This is a genomic window from Tessaracoccus sp. ZS01, from assembly GCF_022342445.1.
Taxonomy (GTDB): Bacteria; Actinomycetota; Actinomycetes; order Propionibacteriales; family Propionibacteriaceae; genus Arachnia.
In genome coordinates this window covers 26,372-51,338 of sequence record NZ_PQFE01000019.1, presented here as the reverse complement: position 1 = coordinate 51,338, position 24,967 = coordinate 26,372, and the positions used below count along the sequence as shown (strand labels likewise).

Below are 24,967 nucleotides of genomic sequence, written 5' to 3'. Positions count from 1 at the left end.
GGGCGGGGTCGCGGCCCCCTCCGGGGAGGCGAGCACCGAACTGGTGATGAAGGCCGCGAGGTTCAGGTGGTCCTCCAGGTCGGCGCCGGGGAGGGTGTGCGCGAAGGCGAGGGCGGCCAACGTGGTGTCGCCGGCTCCGATGGTGCTGAGCGGGGTCACCGCGAACGCCGGCACGGATGCCTCGGCGCCGGTGCGGGCATCGACGGCCACCATGCCCGCCGCGCCCCGGGTGACCACCACGAGCGGCACGCGCCGGGAGAGGTGGCGCGCTGCCGCCATGGGGTCGGTCAGCCCGGTGAAGGCGGTGGCTTCCATGTCGTTGAGCATCCACACGTCGGTGCCGGCCAGGCCGCTGAGTTCGTCGTCGCCCCATTGCCCGGTGGCATCGAAGCCGCGGGAGGCGAACACCGTGGAGCCGGCGGCGCGGGACCGCTGCAGCCACGGGGCGGCGGGGTCGCGGAGGTCGACGATGATGGCCGGCACCCGGAAGGTCTCCGCCTCCAGATGAGCGGCCACGTCGGCGGGGGGCGCGTCCTCGACGGTGAGCATGGCCCGATCGTGGGGCAGCGACATGGCGACGGTCACAGGCAGCCGCCATCCGTCGTGCCGGGCCGTCAGGCTCGTGTCGATGCCGGCGGCCTGCGCGTCGCTGAGCAGCCGCACGCTGGCGTCGTCTGAGCCGGCGGCGGTCGCGAGTGCGGTCTTCATACCGAGCGCCGCGCCCACGCGGGCCATGGTGGCGATGCCGCCCCACATCTCGTGCAGGCCCTCCGCGTAGCGCTCCTCGCCCGGGGCGGGCAGGGTCTGGACGCCGGTGAAGATGAGGTCGCGGTACGACAGGCCGACGGTGAGCAGGTCGACGGTGGGAGAGGCCAGCATGGCAGGGAATCTACCCTTCGGTCGCCCGAATTGAGCAAACTCGCTCGAAATGTTCAAACATAATCATCTCTGGCTATGCTGGGGGATCCACGACTCCTGGAGGACCATTGAGCGCCACGACGACCACCGGAAAACGGCTGCCCCAACGCGTGGCTGCTGTCCTGTTCGACATGGACAACACACTGGTGGCTTCGGAGGACGCCTGGTTCGCCGCGACCCGGAAACTCTGGGAGGAGGTGGGCGGCGATGCCACGGGCAAGGGGGTCCTGGGCGGCACGGTGAGCGATGTCGTCGACGACTTCCTGCGCGAGTACCCCGACGCCGATCGAACCGAACTGTCGGAGCGGATGACGAATTTGATCATGGCCAACCTCGCGGGTGGCGTGCGCCCGACGCCCGGGGCCCTCGCGCTGATCGAGCGTCTGAGCGCGACGATGCCGATCACCATCGCGTCGAACTCGCCCACCGCCATCGTCGAACACGTGGTCTCGGCGCTCGGGTGGGGTGACCTGTTCACCGCGGCGCTGGGCACCGAGGACGTCGAGCGGCCCAAACCCGCCCCGGACCTCTACCTGGCGGCGGCCGCCCGTTGCGGCGTGTCGATCGAGGACTGCGTGGTGTTCGAGGACTCGCCCATGGGTGCCACGGCCGCGCGCGCCTCGGGCGCCTTCGTCGTCACCATCGGCCCCGAGACCCGGCACCTCGGCGACGTGAATGTGCCGGACCTCACCGACCCCAGGATCACGGCGTGGGAACCGGAGGTCCGCTCATGATCCTGCTGCCTACTCCCCGCCACCTGGCCGCGCACGACGGTGCCCTGCAACTCCCGGATCCGCTGCCCGTGCGGGGCGGCGGACCGGGTGCTCGCCTGCTCGCCGAGCGCCTCGGCACGGCGGCCGGCGTCTCCGTCATCACGGGCGACGGCATCGGCGTCGACTTCCACCGCGACGGGGAACTCGCCCCCGAGGCGTACCGCCTCGTCGTCACCTCCGACGGGGTGACGATCCATTCCGGCGATGACGCCGGCGAGGGGTGGGCGGTGCAGACCCTGCTGCAGCTGCTCCCACCCCAGGTGCACGGGCCCGGCCCCATGGAGCCTGGCGACCTCGTGGTGCCCTGCCTGGAGGTGGCGGACGAACCCGCCTTCGCGTGGCGCGGTTCGATGATCGACGTGGCGCGGCACTTCCTCCCGTTCGACGGGCTGCTCAAGCATCTGGAGGTGATGGCCGCCCACAAGCTGAACGTCCTCCACCTGCACCTCGCCGACGATCAGGGCTGGCGGGTGCCTGTGGCGAAGTATCCGCGCCTGACGGAGGAGGGCGCGTGGCGCCCCGGCACGTTGCCCGGACACCAACCGCCCCCGGACGCCGACGACCGCGACGACTTCCCCCAGCACGATGGTCGCCCGCACGGGGGCCACTACTCCGTGGAGGAGATCGGCCGCCTGGTGGCCAGGGCCGCCGAACTCGGCATCACCATCGTGCCGGAGATCGACATGCCGGGGCACATGGAGGCGGCCATCGCCGCCTATCCGGCCCTGGGCGCCTGCGACCACGTGAGCCACCCGCGGACATGCTTCGGAGTGTCGCACCACGTGCTGGCGCTGACCGAGGAGTCGGTGCGCTTCTGCTTCGACGTGTTGGACGCCGTGATGGAGTTGTTCCCGGGCTCGCCCATCCACATCGGTGGGGACGAGTGCCCCTCCGAGGAGTGGTTCACGCACCCCGCCTCCCTGTCGTTGATGGCCGAGCAGGGCATCACGACCGGGGCCGAGGCGCAGGCGTGGTTCGAGCGCCGGATCTGTGGGCACGTGCTGGCTGCCGGACGGCGGCCGGTGGCGTGGGACGAAGTGCTGGAGCTCGGCGCGCCCGAGGGAGTCACCGTCATGGTGTGGCGAGACCGGCAGGCGATCGCCGAGGCCGCCGCCCGAGGCTTCGACGTCATCGCCGCACCCAGTCAGTACACGTACCTGGACTACGGGCAGTACGAGGGCCCGGACCAGCCGCTGACCATCGCAGGACCCACCACGTTGGGGGACGTGGCGGGCTTCGCCGGGGAACTCCGGCTCGACGGACCCTCCCAGCGGCATCTGCTCGGCGGCCAGTTCCAACTGTGGACGGAGTACGTGCGCACCTGGGGTCGGGCCGAGAACCTGCTGTGGCCGCGTGGCAGCGCCCTGGCCCAACAGCTCTGGGCCGGCACCGCCGGGGATTCCGGGAGCCTCGAGGGTCTGGGTCGGCATCTCCAGCGGCTGACCGCCATGGAAGTCAACTGGTGCCGCGAACCCACCGTCACCACCTCACCCTGAACGGAAGATCATGCGTCCCATCACCAACCCACCAGGCGACCTCCTCGTCGCGGAGATCCGCGACTGGGCCAGCCGCATCGAGGGCTCCCTCGGCGCCGTTGCGGCGGAGCGCTTCCAGGCGATGATGCTCGACACCTGGGGCACCACCATGACGTGTGGCCCCCAAGGCGTCTTCGTGATCACCGGCGACATCCCCGCCATGTGGCTGCGCGACTCCTCGGCCCAGGTGCTGCCGTTCCTGCGCCTGGCGCACGTCCCGGAGGTGGCGGCCGTCCTGCGGGGGGTCGTCGCCCGTCAGTGGGCGTGCATCGCGCTCGACCCCTACGCCAACGCTTTCAACGACGGGCCGACGGGCGCGCACTTCGACGCCGAGGACCTGGAGCTCGACCCGGGGGTGTGGGAGCGCAAGTACGAGATCGACTCGCTCGCCTTCGCCGTCGACCTCGCCGCCCGCCTCTGGCGGGCCACCGGGGACGCGCGTCACCTGGACGAGGCCGTCGGCGCCGGGTGCCGGGCCATCGTCGCGCAGTGGCGCACCGAACAGCGGCACTTCGAGGAATCCACCTACCGCCACGTCCGCGACTCTGAGCCCGGCGACACCCTGGGGCCGGACGGGCGTGGCACGCCGGTCGCCTGGACCGGCATGACCTGGAGCGGGTTCCGCCCCTCTGACGATGCCTGCACCTTCGGCTACAACGTGCCCGCCCAGTTGATGGCCCTGAGGGCGTTGCGGCAGATCCGCGAGTTCGCGCGCCAGTGGGGCGACGGCCAACTGGACATCGATGCCGCCTCGCTCGCGGCTGAGATCGCCGGGGGAGTGGAGCAGCATGGCTGTGTCGACGGGCGCTTCGCCTACGAGGTCGACGGGCGGGGCGGGCAGCTGTTCATGGACGACGCCAACATGCCGTCGCTGCTGTCGCTGCCGTTGACCTCGGACGTCGCACGCGACGATGCCCGTTACCAGGCGACTCGGGCCTGGGTGCTCAGCGAAAGCAACCCGTTCTACTACTCGGGACGGCACGCGGCGGGCATCGGCAGTCCCCACACCCCCCCGCGCCACGTGTGGCACATCGCCCTGGCAGTTCAGGGCCTCACCGGAACTCCGGACGAGGCCCGGGCCTGCCTCGAGACCATCCTCGCGACCGACGGCGGCACGGGATGGACGCACGAGGGATTCGACGTCGACGACCCGAACCGGTTCACCCGTCCCTGGTTCAGCTGGTCGAATTCGATGGCCTGTGAGTTGATGATGACGCTCGTGGGCGGCAGCAATGTTGCCGCTTGAGGCGCTCTTCGACTGGGCGCAGGTGCCGCACCAGATGGGCCTGGTCGGGCTCGCCTTCGTGCTCTGCACCCTGATCGGGTGGGAACGGCAGTTCTTCCACAAGGCCGCCGGCATCCGCACCCACGCGCTGGTGGGCCTCGGCAGTTCCGTGTTCACCCTCATCTCGGTGGAGGGGTTCGTCTACATGGCGGAGTACCAGGTGACGCGCGACCCCTCCCGCATCGCGGCCCAGATCGTCTCCGGTGTCGGCTTTCTGGGCGCCGGCGTCATCTTCGTGAACCGCGACGTGGTGCGGGGTCTCACCACCGCGGCGTCGATCTGGCTGGCCGCTGCCATCGGGATGGCGTGCGGCGCCGGGCTGCTGCCGCTGGCCGCGTTCGCCACCCTGTTGCATTTCGTGGCCGTGCTCGTCGTGGCGCCCCTGGGGCGGCTTTTGCCCCGCTCGGGGGAACGCTCGATCATGGAACTGACCTACGAGGACGGGCGCGGGGTGATGCGCAGTGTGCTGGCCGAGGTGGCGGCGCTCGGCTGCGAGACCACCCTGGTGTCCACGCGGGGCAAGGAATCCGGAGGTCGCCGCCTCATCACCGCGCAGATGAGGTTCCGGGCCGGCCCCCCGCTGCGCGACGTGATGGCGCAACTCGCCGAGGTGCCCGGTGTGGTCGACATCGAGATGTACAACCCGCGCGATGGGTAGTGATGGCATGTCGCCACATCCTTCGCAAAAGCCTCATGCAACGCGCGTCTGACCCGTACCATCGCAGTACTGTGACGCCCCAAGGGCCGATGACGATCACACCACCAGGAGGATCGATGACAGTTGGCGAGCACCGGAGCGCGTCGCGCCGGAGTGGCAATCCATTGAGCGGTTGGGTGATGCTCCTGATCGGGCTCCTGGCAGGGATCGCGCTGGCCGCAGCCGCCGGCGTCGTCCTCCTGGGGATCGGTTGGGCCACCCCACTGGAGGCACAGTCCGTGATCAGCGCAAGCCCCACCCCGTCGGCATCTCCCACCGCGGATGCCTCCACCGGGTCGGGCGACGTCTCTGAGGCGTGCGTGCGGGCGGCCGAGTACAACGTCGAGGTCGACCAGGCCGTCGAAGACCTCGCCAAGGGCGCCGAGTCACAGGACGCCCGCGCCCTGCAGGAGGCCCTCGACCGTCTCCAGGACGCGCGCGACGTGGCCGACGGGGCGTCAGAGGAATGCCTTGAGCAGGCCGGGAAGTCGCCGCAGGCCAGCGAGTCCGGCTCTCCGTCGCCCAGCCCCAGCGAGACCCCATGAGCCAGGCACCTGCGCCGCTCGAGACGGAGCCCCACCGCGGCTTCATGGCCGCTGTCTGGTACGGCTACGCGCGCGTGATCGTCGCCCTGCGCTGGGTGATCGTCATCGGCTGGGTGGCGGCGGCTGCCGCGGCGACACTGCTCCTTCCACCGATGCAGGGCACCGCCAACGACATCGAGGCGCTCGGCGCTGACGACGACAGCTTCGCGGCCGAGCAGCGGTCCCTGGAGTTGTTCGAGTTCCCCCTTCTCGCGCGGGCGGCGATCGTGCAGCGCAACCCGGAGGGCCTGCCCCCCGTGGTCCAGGCCGAGGCCGTCATGCGTGGCATCGCCATCAACCAGGGCAAGTACGACACCCCGCTGCTGGGCGCGATCCCGGTCCCCAACGCCGAGGGAGCCTTCCCCGGTGCCGCCGAGAAGAACACGACAGTCCTCACCTACGTCTTCGCTGACCCCACGCTGAACTTCTTCGAGCAGACCCGGATCGTCGAGGACTTCGCGGCCGAGCAGCTGACGGACCCATCCGACGGGTATGTGGGCGTCACCGGTTCCATTCCGGCGCGCGCGGCACAGGGCCTCGTCCTGAACTCCTACGTCCACATCGTCGAGGCGGTGACCGTCCTCGCGGTGTTGACGATCGTGGCGCTGACGTTCGGCTCGCTGGCCGCGCCCGCCCTGACGCTGGTCTCTGTGGGTGCCGCGGTGTTCGTCACGCTCGGCGTCTCGGGCTGGGCTGCGACCATGATGGACGTGTCGATCCCGGCAGACCTGCGGCCGCTGATCGTCGCGCTGCTCCTCGGCATCGTCACCGACTACTGCATCTTCTACCTCTCCGGCCTGCGCAGCAGGCTGCGGGAGGGCCACGGCCGCCTCGAGGCGGCCCGCCTGGCCACCGCTTCGGTCACGCCCATCGTCGCTGTGGCCGGCATCACTGTCGCGGCGGGAACAGCCTCGCTCCTCGTCGCCCAGTCCCCCCTCTTCCGGGGGTTCGGGCCCGCGCTCGCGCTCACCGTGCTGACCGGGCTCGTGGTGGCCGTCACCCTCGTGCCCGCCCTGCTCGCCATCCTCGGTCGCGGCGCGTTCTGGCCGCGAACTCTGGCGGCCACACCCACGAAAACGCGCGATCGGCCCTCGCTCCTCACCCGGGCAGTCGCGCGCCGCGGCTCCGCGTTCGTCCTGGTGCTGGTGTGCGTGGCCGGCCTGGGTGCCGCCGCCTACCAGGCGCGCAACCTCGACCTCGGCCTCGGATTCGTCCAATCCCTGCCGGAGACCACCAGCGCGCAGCAGGCAGCAGACGCGGCCGGCAAGGGATTCGCCCCGGGCATCGTGTCCCCGACCGAGATCGTGGTCGAGTCACCGGGGGTGGGGGAGAAGCCCGACGAGGTGACCCAGTTCGGTGAGGCCCTCAAGGCCCAACCGGGAGTGGCCGGCGTGATCGGCCCCGGCGACCTCCCGGCCGCCGACGACGTCGGCGCCTTCACCGCGAAGTCGGGTGACGCCGTGCGCTTCCTGGTCATCCTCGACAGCACGCCACTGGAGGCGACGGCGATCGACACGCTGGGGCGCGTGGAAGCCGCCCTTCCGCAGCTCGCCGCTGGTGCGGGCTTGGGCGAGGTCACCACGCACGTCGGCGGCGACACCGCGCTGGCCTCAGGAGTCATCGCGGACACCACCAACGACCTCTTCCGGATCGCCATCGTCGCGCTCGCCGTCAACCTGCTCCTGCTGGTCATCTTCCTGCGTGCCCTGATCGCCCCGCTGTACCTCCTCGCCTCCAGCGTCCTGGCGCTCGGGGCGACGCTGGGCCTGTCAGTGCTGTTCTTCCAGGACTTCCTCGGGCACGACGACCTGACGTTCTACGTCCCCTTCGCCGCGTCGGTACTCCTGCTGTCGCTGGGGTCTGACTACAACATCTTCGCTGTGGGCCACATCTGGCAGGAGGCCCGCAACCGGTCGATGAGGGACGCCCTCCTCGTCGCCACCCCGGAATCGACCCGTGCGATCACCTCCGCGGGCCTCGCGCTCGCCGCCAGCTTCGGGCTCCTCGCGCTCGTCCCGCTGGGGCCCTTCCACGAGCTGGGCTTCCTGCTCGGGGTGGGGATCCTGATCGACGTGTTCATCGTCCGGGCGCTGCTCGTCCCGTCACTGATCACGCTGGTGGGGACCTTCAGCAGTTGGCCGTCGGACATCCTGCGCGAGAGGCGCCCGCGCGTCAGGAAAGCTCGTGCAGTTTCCTGACGGGCCGACACAGTCGCACGGCAGCCACGCCCACTCGCCCGGCGCGGGTGCCGATGAGCCGTTCGGGGCAGGGAGCCACCTGGTTCCCGCACCGCGACGACGGCTCCGATCACGCGTGCTCGACTGGGTCATCGGCGCCCTCGCCATGCTCGGCATTGTGCTGCTCGCACTCGTGTTGTTCTGGTTGTCGGTGACGCGACCGGTCGACCCCACCGGCGCCCCGCCGAGCGACGACACGTCGACGACGGCCGGACCAACCGGCGAAGTCACTCCGCCCGCGGACCTCGAGGAGAACGAGGTGTGGCTCGGTGACATCTCCCTGAACGCCGGTTCGGTCTTCGCCGCGGGCACACCGCTCCAGGACGTCGTCGGCACCGGCACCGACGTCACATCCGGGCCGGACGGACTCGTCGCGCGTCACCTCGACCTGACGGCAACGGTGCCGTTCCACGTGGTCGCCGCTCAGATCAACCCCAACACGACGGTGAGTGCCGCCGGCGGGGGTGAGGCGCGCGTCGACACCCGGGTGGAGGCCCTGGGGCGAAGCCTCCCCGTGGCGGCCACCGGCACCGTCGATGTCGTGGGCGGCAAGCTGGTGATGGTGCCGACCTCGATCGACCTCGGAGGTCCCCGGTTCATTTCCGAGCTCCTCGGAGAGGCGGTGCGGGAACTGATCACGTTCGAGTACGCCATCGAGGGCCTGCCCGACGGGGTGGTGCTGCGGAGCGTGAAGGTGGTCGACGGCGGCTTCCGCGCCAACCTCACCGGGGACGACGTGCGGCTCGTCCAGTGAGCCGGCCGCAGACCTGACGCCGTGGCGACCTACGCCACGGTTCAGGCCGGTCCCGCCCCGCTGGGCGCTGCGCCCGTGCTTTCGCGCACCGTCAGCGACGTGGCGAGTTCGATGTGCGACGACGCGGGCCGATGACCCTCCGCCATGGCGAGCACAGTCTCGACCGCGACGCGTCCCATGCCGCCGAGGTGCTGGTGGACCGTGGTGAGCGGCGGTGTGGTCCACGCCGCCTGAGCCGTGTCGTCGAAGCCCATGACGCTGAGCTGTTCGGGAACCTGGATGCCCAGGGAGCGGGCGGTGGCGAGGGCACCCATGGCGAGTTCGTCGTCGGCGGCCATGATGGCGGTGGGCGGATTGGGCGAAGTCAGCAACTCCCGGGCGTGCTGGGCGCCTTGCGCAGGGTCGAACTGCCCAGAGCGCTCGAGGTCGGGATCCACGTCCAGGCCGGCCCTGTCGAGGGCAGCCCGGTAACCGTAGAGCCGGTCGCGTGCCGCGTCTGAGGCTTCAGGGCCGCCGACCCACGCGATCCGCCGGTGGCCCAGGCCGATCAGGTACTCGGTGGCCGCCCGTGCGCCGGCCCAGTTGCTGGAACCGATCCGCAACACCCGGCGGGTGCTCGTGTCCACCGGGTCGACCATGACGAAGGGGATGTTCGCGTCACCGGCCGCGGCGATGAGGGCGCCGGGTTGAGACAGGGTGAGACCGATGATGCCGGCGACGCCTACCGCTCGCTGATCCTCGATCCATTCCCGGGCGACGGCATGTCGGCGCCGTGATTCCAGGGGCGGCGCCATGCGCATCAGGAGATCGGTTCCCCGCTCGGTGGCCCCGTCCAGGACGCCGTTGAGGACGCCCATGATGTACGACGAGGCGGGCAGGTCGAACACCACGACCAACGCCCGGTGGATCGAGGTCACGGCCGGTGCGGTCGTGGACCGGTAACCCAGCGCGGCGACGGCCGTCAGCACGCGTTCGCGCGTGGCCTCCGCTATGTCACCGCGGCCGTTGAGCGCCTTGGAGACCGTCGCCCTCGATACCCCAGCGGCCACAGCCACGTCCGCCAGCGTGGGCCTCCGGCCGCTGCCGTCCCTCGACCCCGTGTGTTCGCTCGACATATGCCGATGGTATCCGAAAAAGTTTCGGAGTGCGTTTGCCAGGCTGACGCCAAGCGACCGAATTTCTGAGAAGTGTGGACAGTGAACCGTTGGCGATATAGGGTTGCGACGAAACAAAAGCAGAAAAAGTTTCGAAATAGTTTCCATCCAGCGGCAGAGGCGCCGCGGATTCACAGAGGAAGTACCAATGCCGGTAGATGCCCCCGCCGCCACCGTCCTGATCGATGGACAGACGCCCCACGTTCGGACCCTTCGCCATATCTGGAATGAGTGCGTCGGAGCCGGGCGCGCCAACGAGGCGTTGCGGGTGGACTGGCAGGCGCACTTCCGTGAGGCGGTTGAGGTACTGGGCGCGCGCTACGTCCGGTTCCACGGCGTCTTCCACGACGACATGTTCGTCTACCGCGCATCGAACGGGGGTGGCTTCGGCCCGCCCACCCCTCTTGCTAAGCCGGTGTACACCTTCGCCTACGTCGACAAGGTCTTCGACGCCATCCTCGACACCGGTGCCCGTCCGTTCGTGGAGTTGGGCTTCATGCCCCGCGAACTCGCGACGCAGACGGAAACCCTGTTCTGGTGGAAGGCGCACTGCAGCCCGCCGAAGGACATGAGTGCCTGGGTGGAACTGGTCACCACGACCGTCAACCACTGGATCGAGCGCTACGGCATCGACGAGGTGCGCACCTGGCCGTTCGAGGTGTGGAACGAGCCGAACCTCGTGCCGCACTTCTGGACGGGTACGAAGACCGAGTACTTCCAGCTGTACGAGGCCACCGTCCGGGCGATCAAGGGGATCGACGCCCGGCTCAAGGTGGGGGGGCCGTCGTCGTCGGTGTTCGTCCCCGATGCCCGCTACGACGGCGAGTACCACGACAAGTCCGTCGAGGCCGCCACCGCGCAGGCCCCGGACCCGGATGTGTTGCCGTGGAAGCCCGTGTGGATCAATGAACTCATCGAGTACTGCGCTGAGCGGGGCCTGCCGATCGACTTCATCTCCACCCACCTGTACCCCACGGACTACGCGTTCGACACCCAGGGCGTGGGCCGCTCGATCAGCCGCAACCGGGACGCGACCCGCGACGACCTCTTCATGCTCCGCGACCTCATCGCCGCCAGCCCCTATCCGGAGGCGGAGGTGCACATCACCGAATGGTCGACGTCGCCGTCCAGCCGGGATTTCATGCACGACACTCTTTTCGCGGCGACCTACATCACACGTGCGTTCCTGCAGTCCCACGAGCTGGCCGAATCCATCTCCTACTGGACCTTCACCGATGTTTTCGAGGAGGGGGGCGGGGGCATCGGGCCCTTCCACGGTGGCTTCGGTTTCGTCAATGAACAGGGCATCCACAAGCCGACGTTCCATGCCATGCGGATGCTGAACCGATTGGGTTCCGAGTTGCTGCTGCAGACCGAGCACGGCGTCATCACCCAGACCGACGGAGGCGTCGCGGCGGTCTTCTTCAACTACCCGGACTCCATGGGTGCGAAGTCGGTGGGCGGTGCGAACAGCTACTCAGAAGCCCGTCGACACTGCGGGGAGGGTCCCGACCGTCGAATCTCCCACACCGTCTCCGGGCTCACCCCCGGAAGCGAATACGCGCTGGAGATCCTCGCGTGGGAGTACGGCAACGCCCCCGAGGCGTGGCACCACATGGGGGAACCCCTCAACCTCTCGCGCCAGGACGTCGCCCACCTGAAGACGGTCGCGGACGACGTGGACCGTCGCAGCCTGAAGGCCGACGCCGACGGTGTCCTGGCCATCGACATAGAACTCCCGGCCTGGGCGGTCGCCTCGATCGCCCCTGCCGGAACGCACTGATTCCATCCCTCACACAGACGAAAGGAACGAAATGATGCGGATCAAGAAGAAGCTCATCGGAGCAGTGACGCTCTCAGCCGTCGCTGCCCTCATGCTCACCAGTTGCGGGGGAGGTGGGAACGACGGCGGATCCGCCGGTGAGGCGAACGATGCCAACAAGCCGGAGGAAATCACGGTGGCGGCGTGGATGGACTTCCCGCAGGAACTCCTCGACTCCTTCGAGGAGGAGAACGGCATCAAGGTTGTCGTCAACTCCTTCCCCGACGGCGCGTCGGCGCAGGAAGTGCTGCGCAACGGCCTGTCCGCCGACGGTGCAGGACTCTCCGACGTCCACCTCATCGAACTCGACTGGTGGACCGAGATGATGTCGGTCCCCGAGGACTGGGTGGAACTGCCCGAGATCCCCGACCGCTGGGTGGACTGGAAGGTCAAGCAGGGCTCGGTCGACGGCAAGATCACCGGCTACGGCACGGACATCGGCCCGCTGGCGATCGCGTTCAACCAGAACATGACCGAAGCCGCCGGCGTGGCCACTGATCCCGAGTCGTTCGGCGAGTTCATCGGCGGAGACAGCGCCACCTGGGAGTCGTACCTCGACGCGGGCCGCGAATACGTCGCCACCAACGACAACTACTTCATCGACTCGCTGACCAACGCCTTCCAGGCGGCGATCAACCTGCTGCCGGCCGCCTTCGAGGACCCGGAATCCGGCAAGCCGTACAACCTCGCGGACAACGAGGAGGTCAAGGACCTCTTCATGATGTTCGCCGAAGCGGCCCAGGATGACATCTCCGCGGGCATCGCCATCGGTCACAACGACTGGGGCGCAGGCTTCCAGAACGAGCAGTGGGCCACCGTCGTCACCCCGGCCTGGATGGCCGGCATCATCGCCGAGAACGCCGATGGCATCGAAGGTTGGCGCATCGCCAGCTCGTTCCCCGACGGTGGGGGCAACTGGGGCGGGTCGTTCTTCGCCGTCCCCGCCACGGGCGAGAACACCGAGTGGGGCGTGAAACTGGCCGATTACCTGACCTCGGCTGATGCCGCCGTCGCATGGTTCAACACGACGGGCCAGTTCCCCTCGCAGCTCGAAGCGATGTCCAGCCCGGAGATCGCCGAGGCGGAGAACCCCTTCTTCGGCGGCCAGCGCATCGGCCAGGTCTACGGCGGGCTTGCCGAGAAGGCCGGCGACGCAGCCGCAGGTGGTTTCCGTGGCGAGAACTTCGCCGGTATCCAGACCCTGGTCACCGACGGGATCCGACTCGTCGAATCCAGTGACACTACGCCCGAGCAGGCCTGGGAGTCCGTGGTGAAGAACTTCGACGCGCTGGGCTTCGACACGGCCGGCTGATCGACCGCAACGCGGCCCTGCGGACTCAGGTCCGAGGGCCGTGCGATCGGGCCGGGACTCCGCGCGAGCTCCGGCCCGGCTGGCGGCACCTTGGACCATCACTTGTTTGAAAGGCCCTCAACAATGGCATCCACTCCTGCTTCAGCGCGGGTCATCAGACGCGTGGGGTGGGGACAGCAACTTTCCCGCTGGGACTTCAAGGTTGCGCCCTACCTCTACGTTTCCCCCTTTTTCATCCTCTTTGCGATCTTCGGGGTGTTCCCGCTCTTCTTCAACATCGTCGTCGCCCTCCACGACTGGCATCGTCGCGCCGGTATGGGTGATTTCGTCGGCATCGACAACTTCACGTGGGTGCTGCAGCAACCCCTGTTCTGGCGGTCGCTGGAGAACACGTTCTCCATCTTCCTGTGGGGCGGGATCCCGCAACTGGTGCTCGCCCTGCTCATCGCGGTGGTCCTCGATCAGAACCTGCGCGCCCGGACCTTCTGGCGCATGAGCGTGCTCGTGCCCTTCGTCGTGATGCCGGTCGCCACGGCGATGATCTTCGGACAGGTTTTCGGGCAGTTCGGCCTCCTCGTGCCCAACCTGCAGGACCTGGGGCTGTTCACTGACCTGAACTCCCCGTTCTTCCAGGACCGGCTGCTGTCGCACATCGCCATCGGCTCGATGGTGGTCTTCCGCTGGACCGGCTACAACGCCCTCATCTTCCTGGCCGCCATGCAGGCGGTGCCGCGCGAATTGTACGAGGCGGCAACGGTCGACGGCGCGAGCCGCTTCCGCCAGTTCTTCTCCGTCACCATCCCCGGCATCCGTCCCACGATGATCTTCGTCATCCTCACCATGACCATCGGCGGCCTCCAGATCTTCGACGAAGCCCGCATGTTCGATGGTTCCGGTACCGGCGGCGGCCAGGGTGGTGCCGACAACCAGTGGACCACCATCGTGCTCTACCTCTTCAACCTGGGTTTCGGCGACTGGCAGGACCGGCTGGGTCAGGCGGCGGCCGTCGGCTGGATCTTCGCCTTCATCATCGCCATCGTCTCCCTCATCAACTTCCTCTTCACCCGTTCCATCTCCTCATCGAAGGCGACGGTCGGTCGCGCGTCGAGGGCCCAGCACAAGGCAGTGGTGGCCCGGCTCCGCGCCGAAGCGGCCGCGTCGCAGGGCAATGCCCTGGGGATGGGCGTGGTTGCACCCGCCGAAATCGACACCATGGAACGAGGGGACCGATGAGCACGGCCTTCATTGAGAACACCGCGGGGCGCGGCGCCGCCAGGTACGCCCGCAAGCGTGCCGCGAAGGGCCGGCCCGTCCCGGCGCACACCTCGTCCGGCCGTGGCCCGGGCTGGATCACCTACGGGCTGCTGACGATCGTGCTCGTCGTGTCCGTCTTCCCGCTGTACGCCTCCGCGATGTACGGCTCGTCGACCACCCAGGAGATCTCGCGGGCAGTCGGCAAGCTCCCGAAGTGGCTGCCCACCCTCACGCTCCTGGACAACTTCGGCGAGGTCTTCAGCGCTTCCCAGTTCAGCTTCTGGATGGCCTTCGCCAACTCCGTACTCGTCGCGGTGTCGGTGACGTTGTCGACGGTGTTCTTCTCGACGCTCGCCGGGTTCGCCTTCTCGAAGCTGACGTTCCGGGGCCGGCAGGCGCTCTACGTCACCGTGATCGCCACCTTGGCGATCCCCTCCCAGATCGGCACCGTGCCCATGTTCATCATGATGAACGAGTTCGGGTGGATCGACTCGCTCATCGCACTGACGGTCCCCGTTCTGGTCAGCGCATTCGGCGTGTTCTGGATGACGCAGTATCTGCAGGAGGCGCTGCCGTTCGAACTCGTCGAGGCGGCTCGTGTCGACGGCGCGTCGATGTTCCGCACGTTCTGGTCGATCGCCATGCCCGCCGCGCGTCCGGCGGCGGCGACGCTGGGGTTGTTCACGTTCGTGGGCTCCTGGAACAGCTTCTTCTGGCCTGCCATCGTGATGCGCTCGAAGCTCACGATGCCGCTCGTCATCCCGCAGCTGCGTGGTGCGTTCACGACGGACACAGGTCTGGTCATGTCCGGCGTGTTCCTGGTCGCTGCACCGCTGCTCATCGTCTTTGCCCTGGCCGGCAGACACCTGGTCTCGGGCGTCATGGCCGGTGCCGTCAAGGGCTGACCGGCCCGCCGAGAACCTGGGACCCATCCATCCGAGTGAGGTGATCTATCGATATCTCGTGAAGAGTGCTCGTCCAATTGGTTACCGAAAAACACATCATTGAGAAGGAGTTGCTTGAACATGTCAAAGAAAAGACTGGGCATGTTGTCCCTGATTGGTGCATTACTGTTCGTCAACCTGTCCGTACTTTCCGCCGCGGGAGAAGAGGGCTCTGCCCTGCCCTTCATCCTCAGGAATGAGAACTTCGCTTTCGAGGAGCGCGTCGCTGCTGTCATCATCGACGCCGGCAAGCCGGTGGACGGTTCCTCGTTGTCCGCCGATGACTTCGATGTCCATGTGGTCTCCACCCGGAAGGTGGACCCGGAGGTTGTCATCTACGACGGCCCCCGCGAGGTGGCGGGCGTCTACACCAGCCAGGTCAACGACTGGGGCCAGCCGTCCGATTCCGGACAGTACATCGTGCTGGATTTCCCCCACGTCGGATGGGGTGACGGTGGAACCACGATCGACAACGGGTACACGCTCGACGCGTCGTACACGGTCACGTACCAGGGTGAAGCCATCGCCTACGTGGACGGAGCCACGCTCGTCCCCGAGGCGTTCGAGCAGGTCGGTGTCGTCAGCCCGGTGCTGGACCTGTACCAGTACGCCACCAGCGACGACGGGCTGGACTACGCCTACTTCCTCAACGAGGAAGCGGAAGGCCCCCTTCCGCTGGTCGTCTACTTCCACGGTGGTGGGCAGGGAAATGACAATTACACGCCTGCCAGATTCAGTAACGGTGGAACGGTGTGGGCCAATCCCGAGAACCGGACGGAGTTTCCCGCCCATGTTCTCGTGCCCCGCACCGCCGGCTTCGGTGGCACCGACGTCGCAGCCGTCAAGGAAGTCATCGATGAGTGGATCGCCGAGGGGAAGGTGGATCCGAACCGCATCTACATGACCGGGTATTCCATGGGTTCCTCCTCCACTTGGGCGTTCGTGCGGGCCTACCCCGAGTACGTCGCGGCTGCGGTGTACGGCGCAGGTACCGGACCCGGCACCCCGGAATTCGCCGACGCGGTGTCCCACATGCCGCTCTGGGAGTGGGTGGACATGGCTGACTTCGCCTACAACGGCGTGATCAACCGCTTCAACGCCGTCGGACACCTCCTGACGGACTACGAGCTGACGATCCTGCCCGAGGTGACCCTCCACGAGTACCCCTACAACGGCTGGACGTTCAGTGGGCACTCCTCATGGTTGGTCGCCTACAACGAATTCACGCACGAGGACCGCGGCACCGTGTTCGACTGGTTCTTCGGCATCAGCAGGATCCGGGGCATCGAGGCGGTGACGGTCGACACGGTCTCCGGCGTCGCGCCGGTGCTGCCTGCGACGGTGACGGTGGACGTCAACTACAACGCCACCGGTGTCGTCGCGGAGGAGCGTTCCGTCGTCTGGGACGCCATCGACCCCTCCAGCTACGGCAACGACGGGCCCGGTGTCTTCACAGTCGAAGGGACCATCGACGGCGTCGTCGAGAAGGCCGTCGCCACCGTGAGCGTCGAGTACAGGAACCGCATCGCGGACCTGAAGGACCTGGTGGCCGACGCCGATCTCAACAAGGGCAATGCCCATGCCCTGACGGTGAAGCTCGACAACGCTGCGAAGTTCATCGCCCAGGGAGACGCGGAGCAGGCCGGCGAGATGTTGACCGCCTTCATCAATCAGGTCGATGCACTCACCAACAACAAGTTGACCGAAGCCCAGGCCGCTGAACTGATCCATGCGGCAGGGGAGACGATGCGGAACATCCAGGAGTAGCTCCCCTGGAATCGAGGGGTTGGCGGCAGGTCACCGGTGACCTGCCGCCAACCCTTCTCGTTTGCGCCCCACCCGCGGCGGGCTCCGCGGCGGGCTCCGCGGCGGTGCTCACGGCCAGGGCCGGTGCTGGACGACCTGCGCCTCGTCCGCCGCGACCGCAAGGGCAGCCGTGTAGCCGGCGAGCGGGGGATCGAGCCGCAGCACGACGCCCGCCCCCTCGGGAAGGCCCGCCTTGAACCGCGCCTCCGCCACCACCCAGTCCCACGTCTTCCCGGCAGCCGCTGTGCGCTGCACGTCGACGCCGACAGCAGCCTGGTAGCTGGCGGCGACCGCGACGAGGAGCCCCGAGTGGCTGACGGAGAGGTAGGGTCCCATGCCGTCGGCGGCTCTCGGCCGCCCATGGGGACCGCCGCAGGTCTCACACGTCCTGTCGAGCTCCACGGTTGCCCCCGGCGGCAGGCCGCGCGTGGTCCGCAGCGCCTCCTGGAGCAGCAGTGCACCCAGCAGGCGCCGGCCCCTGTCCGCGGGCTCGTCCAGTTCCTCGAGGCGGGCGCGCTCGGCGTCCGGGAGGGCCGCTGCCCGACCCACGTCCGCAGAGCGGAGGTCGTCCCACCAGATGTCCACCGCAGCCAATTTCGATAGCCTCGTCTTGTCAATTAGATTTTGCTGAGGTTACCCTAACCCCGTGCAAGAAGCGTGGACGCTGACCAAGGGTCGGGGCCTGAGCCCTCTCCCGGCGATCGAGCGCGTCTCCGGCACGGCCCCGGCGCTCATCGCCGGCGACGGGGAAGTCGTCGACCACGCGACGCTGCGTCGGCGGGTGGATGAACTCGCGGCGCGCCTCCGGACCGGCGACCGGCGTCTCGCCCACGTCCACCTGCGCCCCACCGTCGACGACATCGTCGGCTACCTGGCCCTGCTCGAGGCCAACCATGTGGTGCTGCTCCTGCCCGAGGGCCACGCCGCAGAGGCCGTGCGCCGGGCCTGGCCGGCCGACCTGCACTTGGCTGACGGCGACATCGAGTTCCTCCACGAGGATCCGGAGCCGCGGCACCTCCTCCACCCGGATCTCGCGCTGCTGCTGAGCACCTCCGGCAGCACCGGTTCCCCCAAGCTCGTGCGGCTCTCGCACGCCAACCTCACCTCCAACGCCCACGCCATCGCGGCGGCGCTCGGCCTCACGGCGCACGACCGCGGTGCGACGAGCCTCCCGCTGCACTACTGCTTCGGGCTGTCCGTCCTGCACAGCCACCTCGCCGTCGGGGCGTCGGTCGCCCTGACCCGCGGCTCCGTGCTCGACGACGACTTCTGGGCGGCCGTCGACGCCGGCGTCTCTACGCTGGCCGTCGTCCCCCACATGGTGGAACTCATGGAGACCACCGCGGTCCTCGAGCGCCCGCACCCGTCGCTCCGGCTCATCACGCAGGCCGGCGGCCGCATGGGGGAGGACCGGGTGCGACGCACCGCACAGCTGGGGGCGCGCCACGGCTGGGGGGTCGCCGTCATGTACGGCCAGAGCGAGGCCACCGCGCGCATCGCCATCCAGTCGCCTGACGCCACGGCGAAATCGCCGGGCACCGTGGGCCGGCCTGTCCCCGGCACCGAGGTGCGGCTCGACCGTGCGGTCCCCGAATCTGACGGCGCCAGCGGCGAGATCGTCGTGACCGGGCCGGGCGTGATGCTCGGCTACGCGCAACACCCCGACGACCTCGCCCTCGGCCGCATGGTCACCGAGCTGCGGACGGGCGACCTCGGCGTGCTCGACGGCGGCCTGCTGCGCATCGTCGGGCGGCGCTCCGGGTTCGTGAAGGTGCTGGGGCTGCGCATCGACCTGGCCCGCGTCGAGGCCACCCTCGAGCACGACGGCCTGGTGGTGTGCGTCACCGGGGACGACACCGGCCTGCGTGTCGCCGTCGAACCCGTGCCCGGGGAGGTCGCGGGCGACACGGCCAGCCGGGTCCGTCGCCTCGCCGGCCACGCCGCCGGCGTCGGGGTGGGCCACATTCGGGTGGGCGTCCTCCCGCTGGCCCGCCTGACCAACGGCAAGGTGGACCGCGCCGGCTGCGACGCCCTCGTCCGGGCCACCGACCCGGAGGAGTGCGCGGATTCGCGGCAGCGGATCGACGCCCCCGGTGTCGCCGTCCGTGTCGCCGGGGTGTTGCGCGACGTGCTGGGCCTGCCCGACGTCGACCTGGACCGGTCCTTCGTCGCGCTGGGGGGCGACTCCCTCACCCACGTGCAGGCCTCTGCCCGGCTCAGTTCGCTGCTCGGCGACCTGCCCGCGGACTGGCACCACCGCCCCGTGCGCAGCCTCGTCGACTCCGCCGCCCCGGACGACGTCCGGCCCGCGCCGGACCGTCGCTGGCAGCGCGTCGAGATGTCGGTGGTCCTCAGGGCCGTGGCGGCCATCATCATCTGCGGCTCGCACGCCGAGCTGTTCCGGCTCCTCGGCGGTGCCCACACCCTCATGGCCGTCGCCGGTTACAGCACCGCGATGTTCGGCCTGTCGGCAGCCGGGGCCGTCGCCCGCTGGCGCGCCGGCGCCAGGCTGGTCATCGGCGTGGCAGTGCCCACCGTCGTCACCGCCCTCATCGGCATGGCCTACGGCCGCTACGGCTGGGGCAACGTCTTCCTGGTGAACTGGGCCACCGGCAACATCTCCACCGGCGGCCGCAACGAGTTGTGGTTCGTCGACGTCCTGGTGTTGGCGGTGCTGGTGGTGACCGCACTGCTGTCGTGGCCGGCCATCGCCCGGCGCTGGACCGACGACCCGTGGCGGGTGGCGATGGGGCTTCTCCTCGTCGGGCTGGTGGCGCGCTTCATCATCCTCAGCTTCGAGCACGACGGCCCGATGCGTGGCGTGCTGCCCACCGTCTTCTGGCTGTTCGCCGCCGGGATGGCGCTGGCCGTCGCCCGCACCCGCCGGCGCACGGAACTGACGCTGGCGATGGCGCTCCTGGGCACCCTCGGCTACTTCCCGGACGACACCGCGCGCAACCTGGTGATCGCGGGCGGCATCATCGCCCTGGCCCTGGTGCGCAGCGTCCCGCTGCCCCGGCTGGTCGTCCCCGTCGTCACGGTGCTGGCCGCCGCCAGCCTGCACATCTACCTCATCCAGTTCCACGTCCTGACCTTGGTCTCGCGGACCCTCACCGACCACGGGTTGGTGCGCACCGTCGCCGCCCTCGTCGTGGGCGTGCTGATCTGGCGCGTCACCGCCACGCCCATTGCCCGCCTCCAAGACCTCCTCGTCCCCCTCCGCCGTACTTCCCCCACCCCCGAGAGGACCACCTCGTGACCCCCCATCTCAGCCGACGCCTCCTCCTCACCGCGTTCGCCCTCACCCCGATCGCAGTTGCAGCGTGCAGCCGCGACGACGGCGGTGAGGAGTTCGTCGCAGACCCCGAGGCGCTCCTCATCTACTCCTCGCAGCACGAAAACGTGACGGCCGCGTGGGCCGAGGCCTTCACGGCGGCCACCGGGGTGAAGACGCAGGTGCGTCGAGGCTCCGATTCGTCCATGGGCCACCAGATCGTGCAGGAGGGGGACCGCAGCCCCGCCGACGTGTTCCTCACGGAGAACTCCCCGGCCATGACGGTGGTGCAGCGCGCCGGTCTCCTCGCGCCCGTCGTCGCCACCACGCTGGAGCAGGTGCCGAGCACCATGGCGCCGTCCAGCACCGACTGGATCGCGATCGCCGCCCGCTCGACGGTGCTGTGCTGGAACACCTCCGAGATCAGCGAGGCGGAGCTGCCGAAATCTATGATGGACCTGGCGGATCCCGTCTGGGACGGCCGCTGGGGCTGCGCGCCCGGCGGGGCCGACTTCCAGGCCATCGTCGCGGGCATGCTCGCCGACCGCGGCGAGGAGGAGACCGCCGCCTGGCTCGTCGCCCTGCAGAGGGGTGCCAACGCCTACCAGAACAACATCGCCACGATGAAGGCCGTCAACGCGGGCGAGGTGCCGGTGGGCGTGATGTACCACTACTACTGGTACCGCGACCAGGCCGGCAACAAGGAGGGCTCGGGCAACACCCAGCTGCACTACTTCGGCAACCAGGACCCGGGCGCCTTCGTCTCCCTGTCGGCCGGCGGCGTGCTCGCCAGCAGCGACAAGGCCGAGCAGGCCCAACAGTTCCTGGCCTACATCACCTCGCCCGAGGGCCAGAAGGTGCTCGTCGACTCCAAGTCGATGGAGTACGCGGTGGGCGTGGGCGTCGCCTCGGACCCTGCGCTCCCGCCGCTGGAGAGCCTGGACAATCCGCCCGTGGACCCGTTCACGTTGAACTCGGATGAGGTCACCAAGCTGATGACTGATGCCGGCATCCTCTAGCCGCCCCTGGCTCCAGGTGGCCGCCGCCCTCGTCGCGGCGGTCGTCCTGCTTCCCATCGTCGTGACGGTGGCCAGTGGGTTCGGGGTGGGCTGGTCGGAGGCGACCGCCTACCTCTTCCGGCCGCGGATCGGGATGCTGCTGACCAACACGGCCGCTCTCATGGCCATCACCCTGCCGCTCGCGGTCGTGATCGGCACCGGGGCGGCCTGGCTGGTGGAGCGCACCGACCTCCCCGGCGCCGGCGTCTGGCGCGCCCTGATGCTGGCGCCCCTCGCCGTGCCCGCCTTCGTGGCCAGCTACGCCTGGATCTCCTGGCAGCCGGCCCTCGTCGGCCTGGGCGGTGCCGCGCTGGTCACGACGCTGGCGTACTTCCCGTTCGTCTTCCTGCCGGTGGCCGCGCTGCTGCGGGCGCTCGACGAGGGAGAGGAGGAGGCTGCGCGCTCCCTCGGGTTGGGCCCCTTCGCGGCCTTCCGCCGGGCCGTCCTCCCTCGCCTCCGCCCCGCCCTGAGCGGCGGGGCCCTGCTGGTGGCCCTCCACCTCCTCGCCGAATACGGCGTGCTGGCCATGATGCGTTACCAGACCTTCACCACGGCGATCCTGCAGCAGTACGCCGTCGGCTTCAGCGACGCCCAGGGCTCGCTCCTGGCCTCCGTCCTCCTCCTGCTCTGCCTCGGCCTCCTGACGCTCGAGGTCGTCGGCCGCGGGTCGCGTCGCGTCGCCAGGATCGGGGCGGGTAGCATGCGGCCGCCGTCGCGGGTGCCGCTGGGCAGGTGGACGTGGCCGGCGCTCGCCGGGCTCACGCTCCTGACCGCACTCTCCACGGCGGTACCGGTCGTGCTGGTGCTGCGGTGGCTCTTCACCGGAACCAGCCAGTCCGGGGCCGTGGCCGACGACCTCCTCCGCGTCACCGCGTCGACGCTGGGGCTGGCCGTCCTGGGTGGCCTCACGGCCGTGGTGGTGGCTCTCCCCGGAGCGCTGCTCCTCAGCAGGGGCGGCGGCTGGGTCGCCACACTCCTCGAGCGCGCCACCTTCGTCGGTAGCGCGCTGCCCGGCGTCGTCGTGGCGCTGGCGCTCGTCGGTCTCGCCGTGACCTGGGCGCCCGGGCTCTACCAGACCGTGGCCCTGGTGGTGGTGGCCTACGCGGTGCTCTTCCTGCCCCGCGCGATGGTCTCCCTCCGCTCCGGGCTGGCGGCGGCCCCACCGGAACTGGCGGAGGCCGCGCGCTCGCTGGGCCAGGGCGGGGCGGGCGTTTTCCGGCGGGTGGTGCTGCCCCTGGCGGCACCGTCGGTGTTGGCCGGTTTCGTGCTGGTGGCGTTGGCGATCTCCACCGAACTCACCGCGACGCTGCTCCTCGCCCCCACCGGCGCCGACACGCTGGCGCTGTCGTTCTGGGCGGCCAGCGACGAACTCGACTATGCGGCCGCCGCGCCGTACGCGGCGGTGATGATCGTGCTGTCGGTGCCGCTGACGGTCGTGCTGCGGCGCCAGATCACCCACGACAGAAGGGCCACGAAATGAGCGAGGTGCTCGTGCGCGAACTGCGCGCCGGCTACGGGGCCAGCGAGATCCTCCACGGGGTGAGCCTGCGCGTCAAGGAAGGCGCGACCACCGCGATCCTCGGCGACTCCGGCTCCGGCAAGACGACGCTGCTGCGCGCCATCGCCGGCTTCCTCCGGCCGACGGCGGGGGAGATCTCAGTCGGTGGCCGCGTCGTCGCCGGACCGCGCACCTGGGTGGCACCCGAGCGACGCGGCGTCGGCTACGTCCGTCAGGAGGGGGCGCTGTTCCCGCACCTCAGCGTGGCGGGAAACGTCGCCTTCGGCCTGCCCCGTGCCGGCCTCCGGGGCCGCGAGCGGGCCAACCGGGAGCGGGTCGCCGAACTCCTGGAGCTCGTGGAACTGCCGCCGGAAATCGCCGGCCGTTACCCCGCGCAGCTTTCGGGTGGACAGCAGCAACGCGTCGCGTTGGCCAGGGCGCTGGCGCCGCAGCCCAGCGTCGTGCTGCTCGACGAGCCGTTCTCCTCCCTCGACACCACCCTGCGGCACGCGACGCGGGAAGCGACCGCGCGCGCCCTCCGTGCCGCCGGCGCCACGGTCATCCTCGTCACCCATGACCAGGGGGAGGCGCTGTCCTTCGCAGACGAGGTGGCGGTGCTCCGCGGGGGCCATGTGCTCCAGGTGGCAGCCCCCCGCATCGTCTACGGCGAGCCGATCGACCCCCAGGTGGCGTCATTCATGGGCGACGCCGTCATGGTGCGCGGTGAGGGCGTCGGCCCAGAGGTGCGTTCAGGCCTGGGAATGCTCTCGGTGGTCGGGTTCGTGCCGCGCGGACCCGTCGACGTGCTGCTGCGGCCGGAACAGATCCGGCTCACGCCCCCCGAGCAGGGAGCGGTCACCGGCGTCGTCACCACCGTGCGCTTCTTCGGCCACGACGCGGTCGTCGACCTCGATGTCGCTGGCGACGTGCAGGGCTGGGCCGGCGGGCCCATGTCGGTCCGGGCGCGCGTGCACGGGAACGAGACCCCGGTGCTGGGTGCGCGCGTTGGCCTGCGGGTGGTCGGGCCGGTGCGGGTGTTCAAGCACTGAGGCGTGCACGCCGTCACCAGCGGTCGTGGACGTGGCTCCTGATGTACTCGTCGTAGATCCGTTCGCAGGCGTCGAGCTGTTCCCGGGTCAGGGGCAGCAGGGAGCCGGCGGCGGCATTGGCCTTCGCCTGGTCCGGCCGGCTGGCGCCGGGAATCACGACGGAGACGCCGGGCTGGTCGATGATCCAGCGGAGCGCGAACTGGGCCGGGGTGACGCCCTGCGGCACGAGCGACACGAACTCGCGGGCGGCCGCGACCCCGACGTCGTAGGGCACGCCGCTGAACGTCTCGCCCTGGTCGAAGGATTCGCCGTGCCGGTTGTACGTCCGGTGGTCCTGCGGCGCGAAGGTGGTGGATTCGGTGAACCTGCCGGTCAGCAGGCCGCTGGCGAGCGGGACCCTGGCGATGATGCCGACGCCGGCCTCCATCGCCGCGGGCAGGACCTTCTCCAGTGGCTTGCGGCGGAAGACGTTGAGGATGATCTGGATGCTCGCCACGCCTGGGCGGGTGAGGGCCGTCATCGCCTCGTCGACCGTTTCGACGGACACGCCGTAATTGCGGATCCGCCCCTCCTCGACCATCTCGTCGAGCACGTCGAAGACCCGGTCGTCGGAATAGACGGGCGTCGGGGGGCAGTGCAGCTGCACAAGGTCGATGGTGTCCAGCCCGAGGAGTGCCCGGGAGCGGTCGTTCCAGGCGCGCAGGTTCTCTCGGGTGAACGACTCGGGTACGTGCGGATCGGCGCGGCGGCCGAACTTCGTCGCGACCATGATCGAGTCGTCGGTGCGCTCCTTCAGGAACCGGCCGACGAGTTCCTCGCTGTGGCCGTCGCCGTAGACGTCGGCGGTATCGAAGAAGGTGACGCCCTCGTCGGCCGCCGTGTGGAGGACGGCCATGGCCGCGTCGTCGCCGACGTCGCCCCAGTCGCCACCGAACTGCCAGCACCCCTGGCCGACGACACCGATGTCGCGGCCGGTCTTACCCAATGTTGACTTCTGCATGCCTCCACCTTGG

20 protein-coding genes are annotated in these 24,967 nt (G+C 69.4%); 16 read left to right on the top strand and 4 right to left on the bottom strand.

The window, feature by feature from the left end:
* On the bottom strand, positions 1-879 hold an 879-nt coding region (locus tag C3E87_RS13110; protein ID WP_076063649.1), incomplete at its 3' end, for a carbohydrate kinase family protein.
* A gap of 149 nt (positions 880-1,028) precedes the next feature.
* On the opposite strand from C3E87_RS13110, the gene C3E87_RS13105 reads away from it, so the two are divergent.
* From C3E87_RS13105 to C3E87_RS13075, 7 genes are all read left to right on the top strand, one after another.
* A complete protein-coding gene (locus tag C3E87_RS13105; protein ID WP_255362929.1) occupies positions 1,029-1,652 on the top strand; it encodes an HAD family phosphatase in 624 nt (207 codons plus the stop codon).
* Complete coding sequence (locus tag C3E87_RS13100; RefSeq protein ID WP_076063671.1) at positions 1,649-3,187, top strand: beta-N-acetylhexosaminidase; 1,539 nt, start codon at positions 1,649-1,651, stop codon at positions 3,185-3,187. The genes C3E87_RS13105 and C3E87_RS13100 overlap by 4 nt, the downstream gene beginning before the upstream one ends.
* Before the next feature lie 10 nt (positions 3,188-3,197).
* Positions 3,198-4,472: a glycoside hydrolase family 125 protein gene (locus C3E87_RS13095; RefSeq protein ID WP_076063646.1), complete on the top strand. Its 1,275-nt coding sequence runs from the start codon at positions 3,198-3,200 to the stop codon at positions 4,470-4,472.
* Complete coding sequence (locus C3E87_RS13090) at positions 4,459-5,169, top strand: MgtC/SapB family protein (RefSeq protein ID WP_076063644.1); 711 nt, start codon at positions 4,459-4,461, stop codon at positions 5,167-5,169. The genes C3E87_RS13095 and C3E87_RS13090 overlap by 14 nt, the downstream gene beginning before the upstream one ends.
* Before the next feature lie 176 nt (positions 5,170-5,345).
* Positions 5,346-5,753 (top strand): hypothetical protein, encoded by a 408-nt coding sequence (locus C3E87_RS13085; protein ID WP_143571046.1) that lies wholly within the window; start codon positions 5,346-5,348, stop codon positions 5,751-5,753.
* The gene (locus C3E87_RS13080; RefSeq protein ID WP_076063639.1) at positions 5,750-7,990 is read left to right on the top strand and encodes an MMPL family transporter; all 2,241 of its coding nucleotides are present in this window, start codon (positions 5,750-5,752) and stop codon (positions 7,988-7,990) included. Before C3E87_RS13085 ends, C3E87_RS13080 begins: the two co-directional genes overlap by 4 nt.
* The gene (locus tag C3E87_RS13075) at positions 7,977-8,783 is read left to right on the top strand and encodes an LmeA family phospholipid-binding protein (protein ID WP_198928314.1); all 807 of its coding nucleotides are present in this window, start codon (positions 7,977-7,979) and stop codon (positions 8,781-8,783) included. The genes C3E87_RS13080 and C3E87_RS13075 overlap by 14 nt, the downstream gene beginning before the upstream one ends.
* 41 nt (positions 8,784-8,824) lie before the next feature.
* Here the strand turns inward: C3E87_RS13075 and C3E87_RS13070 are convergent, their stop codons facing one another.
* Positions 8,825-9,898 carry a LacI family DNA-binding transcriptional regulator gene (locus C3E87_RS13070; protein ID WP_076063637.1) on the bottom strand — a complete coding sequence of 358 codons (1,074 nt, stop codon included), beginning with the start codon at positions 9,896-9,898 and terminating at the stop codon, positions 8,825-8,827.
* A gap of 187 nt (positions 9,899-10,085) precedes the next feature.
* Here C3E87_RS13070 and C3E87_RS13065 point away from each other — a divergent pair, with 187 nt between their 5' ends.
* The 5 genes from C3E87_RS13065 (at position 10,086) to C3E87_RS13045 (ending at position 17,036) form a co-directional block, all read left to right on the top strand.
* Positions 10,086-11,720: a beta-xylosidase gene (locus C3E87_RS13065; RefSeq protein WP_083665664.1), complete on the top strand. Its 1,635-nt coding sequence runs from the start codon at positions 10,086-10,088 to the stop codon at positions 11,718-11,720.
* Positions 11,721-11,751: 31 nt separating this feature from the next.
* Positions 11,752-13,071 (top strand): ABC transporter substrate-binding protein, encoded by a 1,320-nt coding sequence (locus C3E87_RS13060; protein WP_076063634.1) that lies wholly within the window; start codon positions 11,752-11,754, stop codon positions 13,069-13,071.
* Between the two features lie 123 nt (positions 13,072-13,194).
* On the top strand, positions 13,195-14,304 hold the full coding sequence (locus C3E87_RS13055) for a carbohydrate ABC transporter permease (protein ID WP_083665663.1): 1,110 nt from the start codon (positions 13,195-13,197) through the stop codon (positions 14,302-14,304).
* Positions 14,301-15,230 (top strand): carbohydrate ABC transporter permease, encoded by a 930-nt coding sequence (locus C3E87_RS13050; protein ID WP_076063630.1) that lies wholly within the window; start codon positions 14,301-14,303, stop codon positions 15,228-15,230. Before C3E87_RS13055 ends, C3E87_RS13050 begins: the two co-directional genes overlap by 4 nt.
* A 120-nt stretch (positions 15,231-15,350) precedes the next feature.
* A complete protein-coding gene (locus C3E87_RS13045) occupies positions 15,351-17,036 on the top strand; it encodes an Ig-like domain-containing protein (RefSeq protein WP_083665662.1) in 1,686 nt (561 codons plus the stop codon).
* A 108-nt stretch (positions 17,037-17,144) separates the two neighbouring features.
* Here the strand turns inward: C3E87_RS13045 and C3E87_RS13040 are convergent, their stop codons facing one another.
* The gene (locus C3E87_RS13040; protein WP_076063625.1) at positions 17,145-17,660 is read right to left on the bottom strand and encodes a 4'-phosphopantetheinyl transferase superfamily protein; all 516 of its coding nucleotides are present in this window, start codon (positions 17,658-17,660) and stop codon (positions 17,145-17,147) included.
* A gap of 61 nt (positions 17,661-17,721) precedes the next feature.
* On the opposite strand from C3E87_RS13040, the gene C3E87_RS13035 reads away from it, so the two are divergent.
* From C3E87_RS13035 to C3E87_RS13020, 4 genes are read left to right on the top strand one after another with little or no spacing between them, the layout of a single operon-like run.
* Entirely contained in the window at positions 17,722-20,334 is a 2,613-nt protein-coding gene (locus tag C3E87_RS13035; protein ID WP_083665661.1) for an AMP-binding protein, read from the top strand.
* Positions 20,331-21,368, top strand: coding sequence for an extracellular solute-binding protein (locus tag C3E87_RS13030; RefSeq protein ID WP_076063623.1), 1,038 nt, complete (start codon positions 20,331-20,333; stop codon positions 21,366-21,368). The genes C3E87_RS13035 and C3E87_RS13030 overlap by 4 nt, the downstream gene beginning before the upstream one ends.
* Positions 21,352-22,887 (top strand): iron ABC transporter permease, encoded by a 1,536-nt coding sequence (locus C3E87_RS13025; protein WP_076063620.1) that lies wholly within the window; start codon positions 21,352-21,354, stop codon positions 22,885-22,887. Before C3E87_RS13030 ends, C3E87_RS13025 begins: the two co-directional genes overlap by 17 nt.
* Positions 22,884-23,954, top strand: a complete 1,071-nt coding sequence (locus C3E87_RS13020; protein WP_076063617.1) for an ABC transporter ATP-binding protein — start codon at positions 22,884-22,886, stop codon at positions 23,952-23,954. The genes C3E87_RS13025 and C3E87_RS13020 overlap by 4 nt, the downstream gene beginning before the upstream one ends.
* Positions 23,955-23,967: 13 nt before the next feature.
* Here the strand turns inward: C3E87_RS13020 and C3E87_RS13015 are convergent, their stop codons facing one another.
* Positions 23,968-24,954 (bottom strand): aldo/keto reductase, encoded by a 987-nt coding sequence (locus tag C3E87_RS13015; protein ID WP_076063615.1) that lies wholly within the window; start codon positions 24,952-24,954, stop codon positions 23,968-23,970.
* Between the last annotated feature and the right edge of the window lie 13 nt (positions 24,955-24,967).

Excerpts from the sequence above, each read along its gene's own strand:
- C3E87_RS13100 (WP_076063671.1), top strand. The coding sequence starts at position 1,649 with ATGATCCTGCTGCCTACTCCCCGCCACCTGGCCGCGCACGACGGTGCC.
- C3E87_RS13095 (WP_076063646.1), top strand. The coding sequence starts at position 3,198 with ATGCGTCCCATCACCAACCCACCAGGCGACCTCCTCGTCGCGGAGATC.
- C3E87_RS13090 (WP_076063644.1), top strand. The coding sequence starts at position 4,459 with ATGTTGCCGCTTGAGGCGCTCTTCGACTGGGCGCAGGTGCCGCACCAG.
- C3E87_RS13080 (WP_076063639.1), top strand. The coding sequence starts at position 5,750 with ATGAGCCAGGCACCTGCGCCGCTCGAGACGGAGCCCCACCGCGGCTTC.
- C3E87_RS13070 (WP_076063637.1), bottom strand. The coding sequence starts at position 9,898 with ATGTCGAGCGAACACACGGGGTCGAGGGACGGCAGCGGCCGGAGGCCC.
- C3E87_RS13065 (WP_083665664.1), top strand. The coding sequence starts at position 10,086 with ATGCCGGTAGATGCCCCCGCCGCCACCGTCCTGATCGATGGACAGACG.
- C3E87_RS13060 (WP_076063634.1), top strand. The coding sequence starts at position 11,752 with ATGATGCGGATCAAGAAGAAGCTCATCGGAGCAGTGACGCTCTCAGCC.
- C3E87_RS13055 (WP_083665663.1), top strand. The coding sequence starts at position 13,195 with ATGGCATCCACTCCTGCTTCAGCGCGGGTCATCAGACGCGTGGGGTGG.
- C3E87_RS13050 (WP_076063630.1), top strand. The coding sequence starts at position 14,301 with ATGAGCACGGCCTTCATTGAGAACACCGCGGGGCGCGGCGCCGCCAGG.
- C3E87_RS13045 (WP_083665662.1), top strand. The coding sequence starts at position 15,351 with ATGTCAAAGAAAAGACTGGGCATGTTGTCCCTGATTGGTGCATTACTG.
- C3E87_RS13025 (WP_076063620.1), top strand. The coding sequence starts at position 21,352 with ATGCCGGCATCCTCTAGCCGCCCCTGGCTCCAGGTGGCCGCCGCCCTC.
- C3E87_RS13020 (WP_076063617.1), top strand. The coding sequence starts at position 22,884 with ATGAGCGAGGTGCTCGTGCGCGAACTGCGCGCCGGCTACGGGGCCAGC.
- C3E87_RS13015 (WP_076063615.1), bottom strand. The coding sequence starts at position 24,954 with ATGCAGAAGTCAACATTGGGTAAGACCGGCCGCGACATCGGTGTCGTC.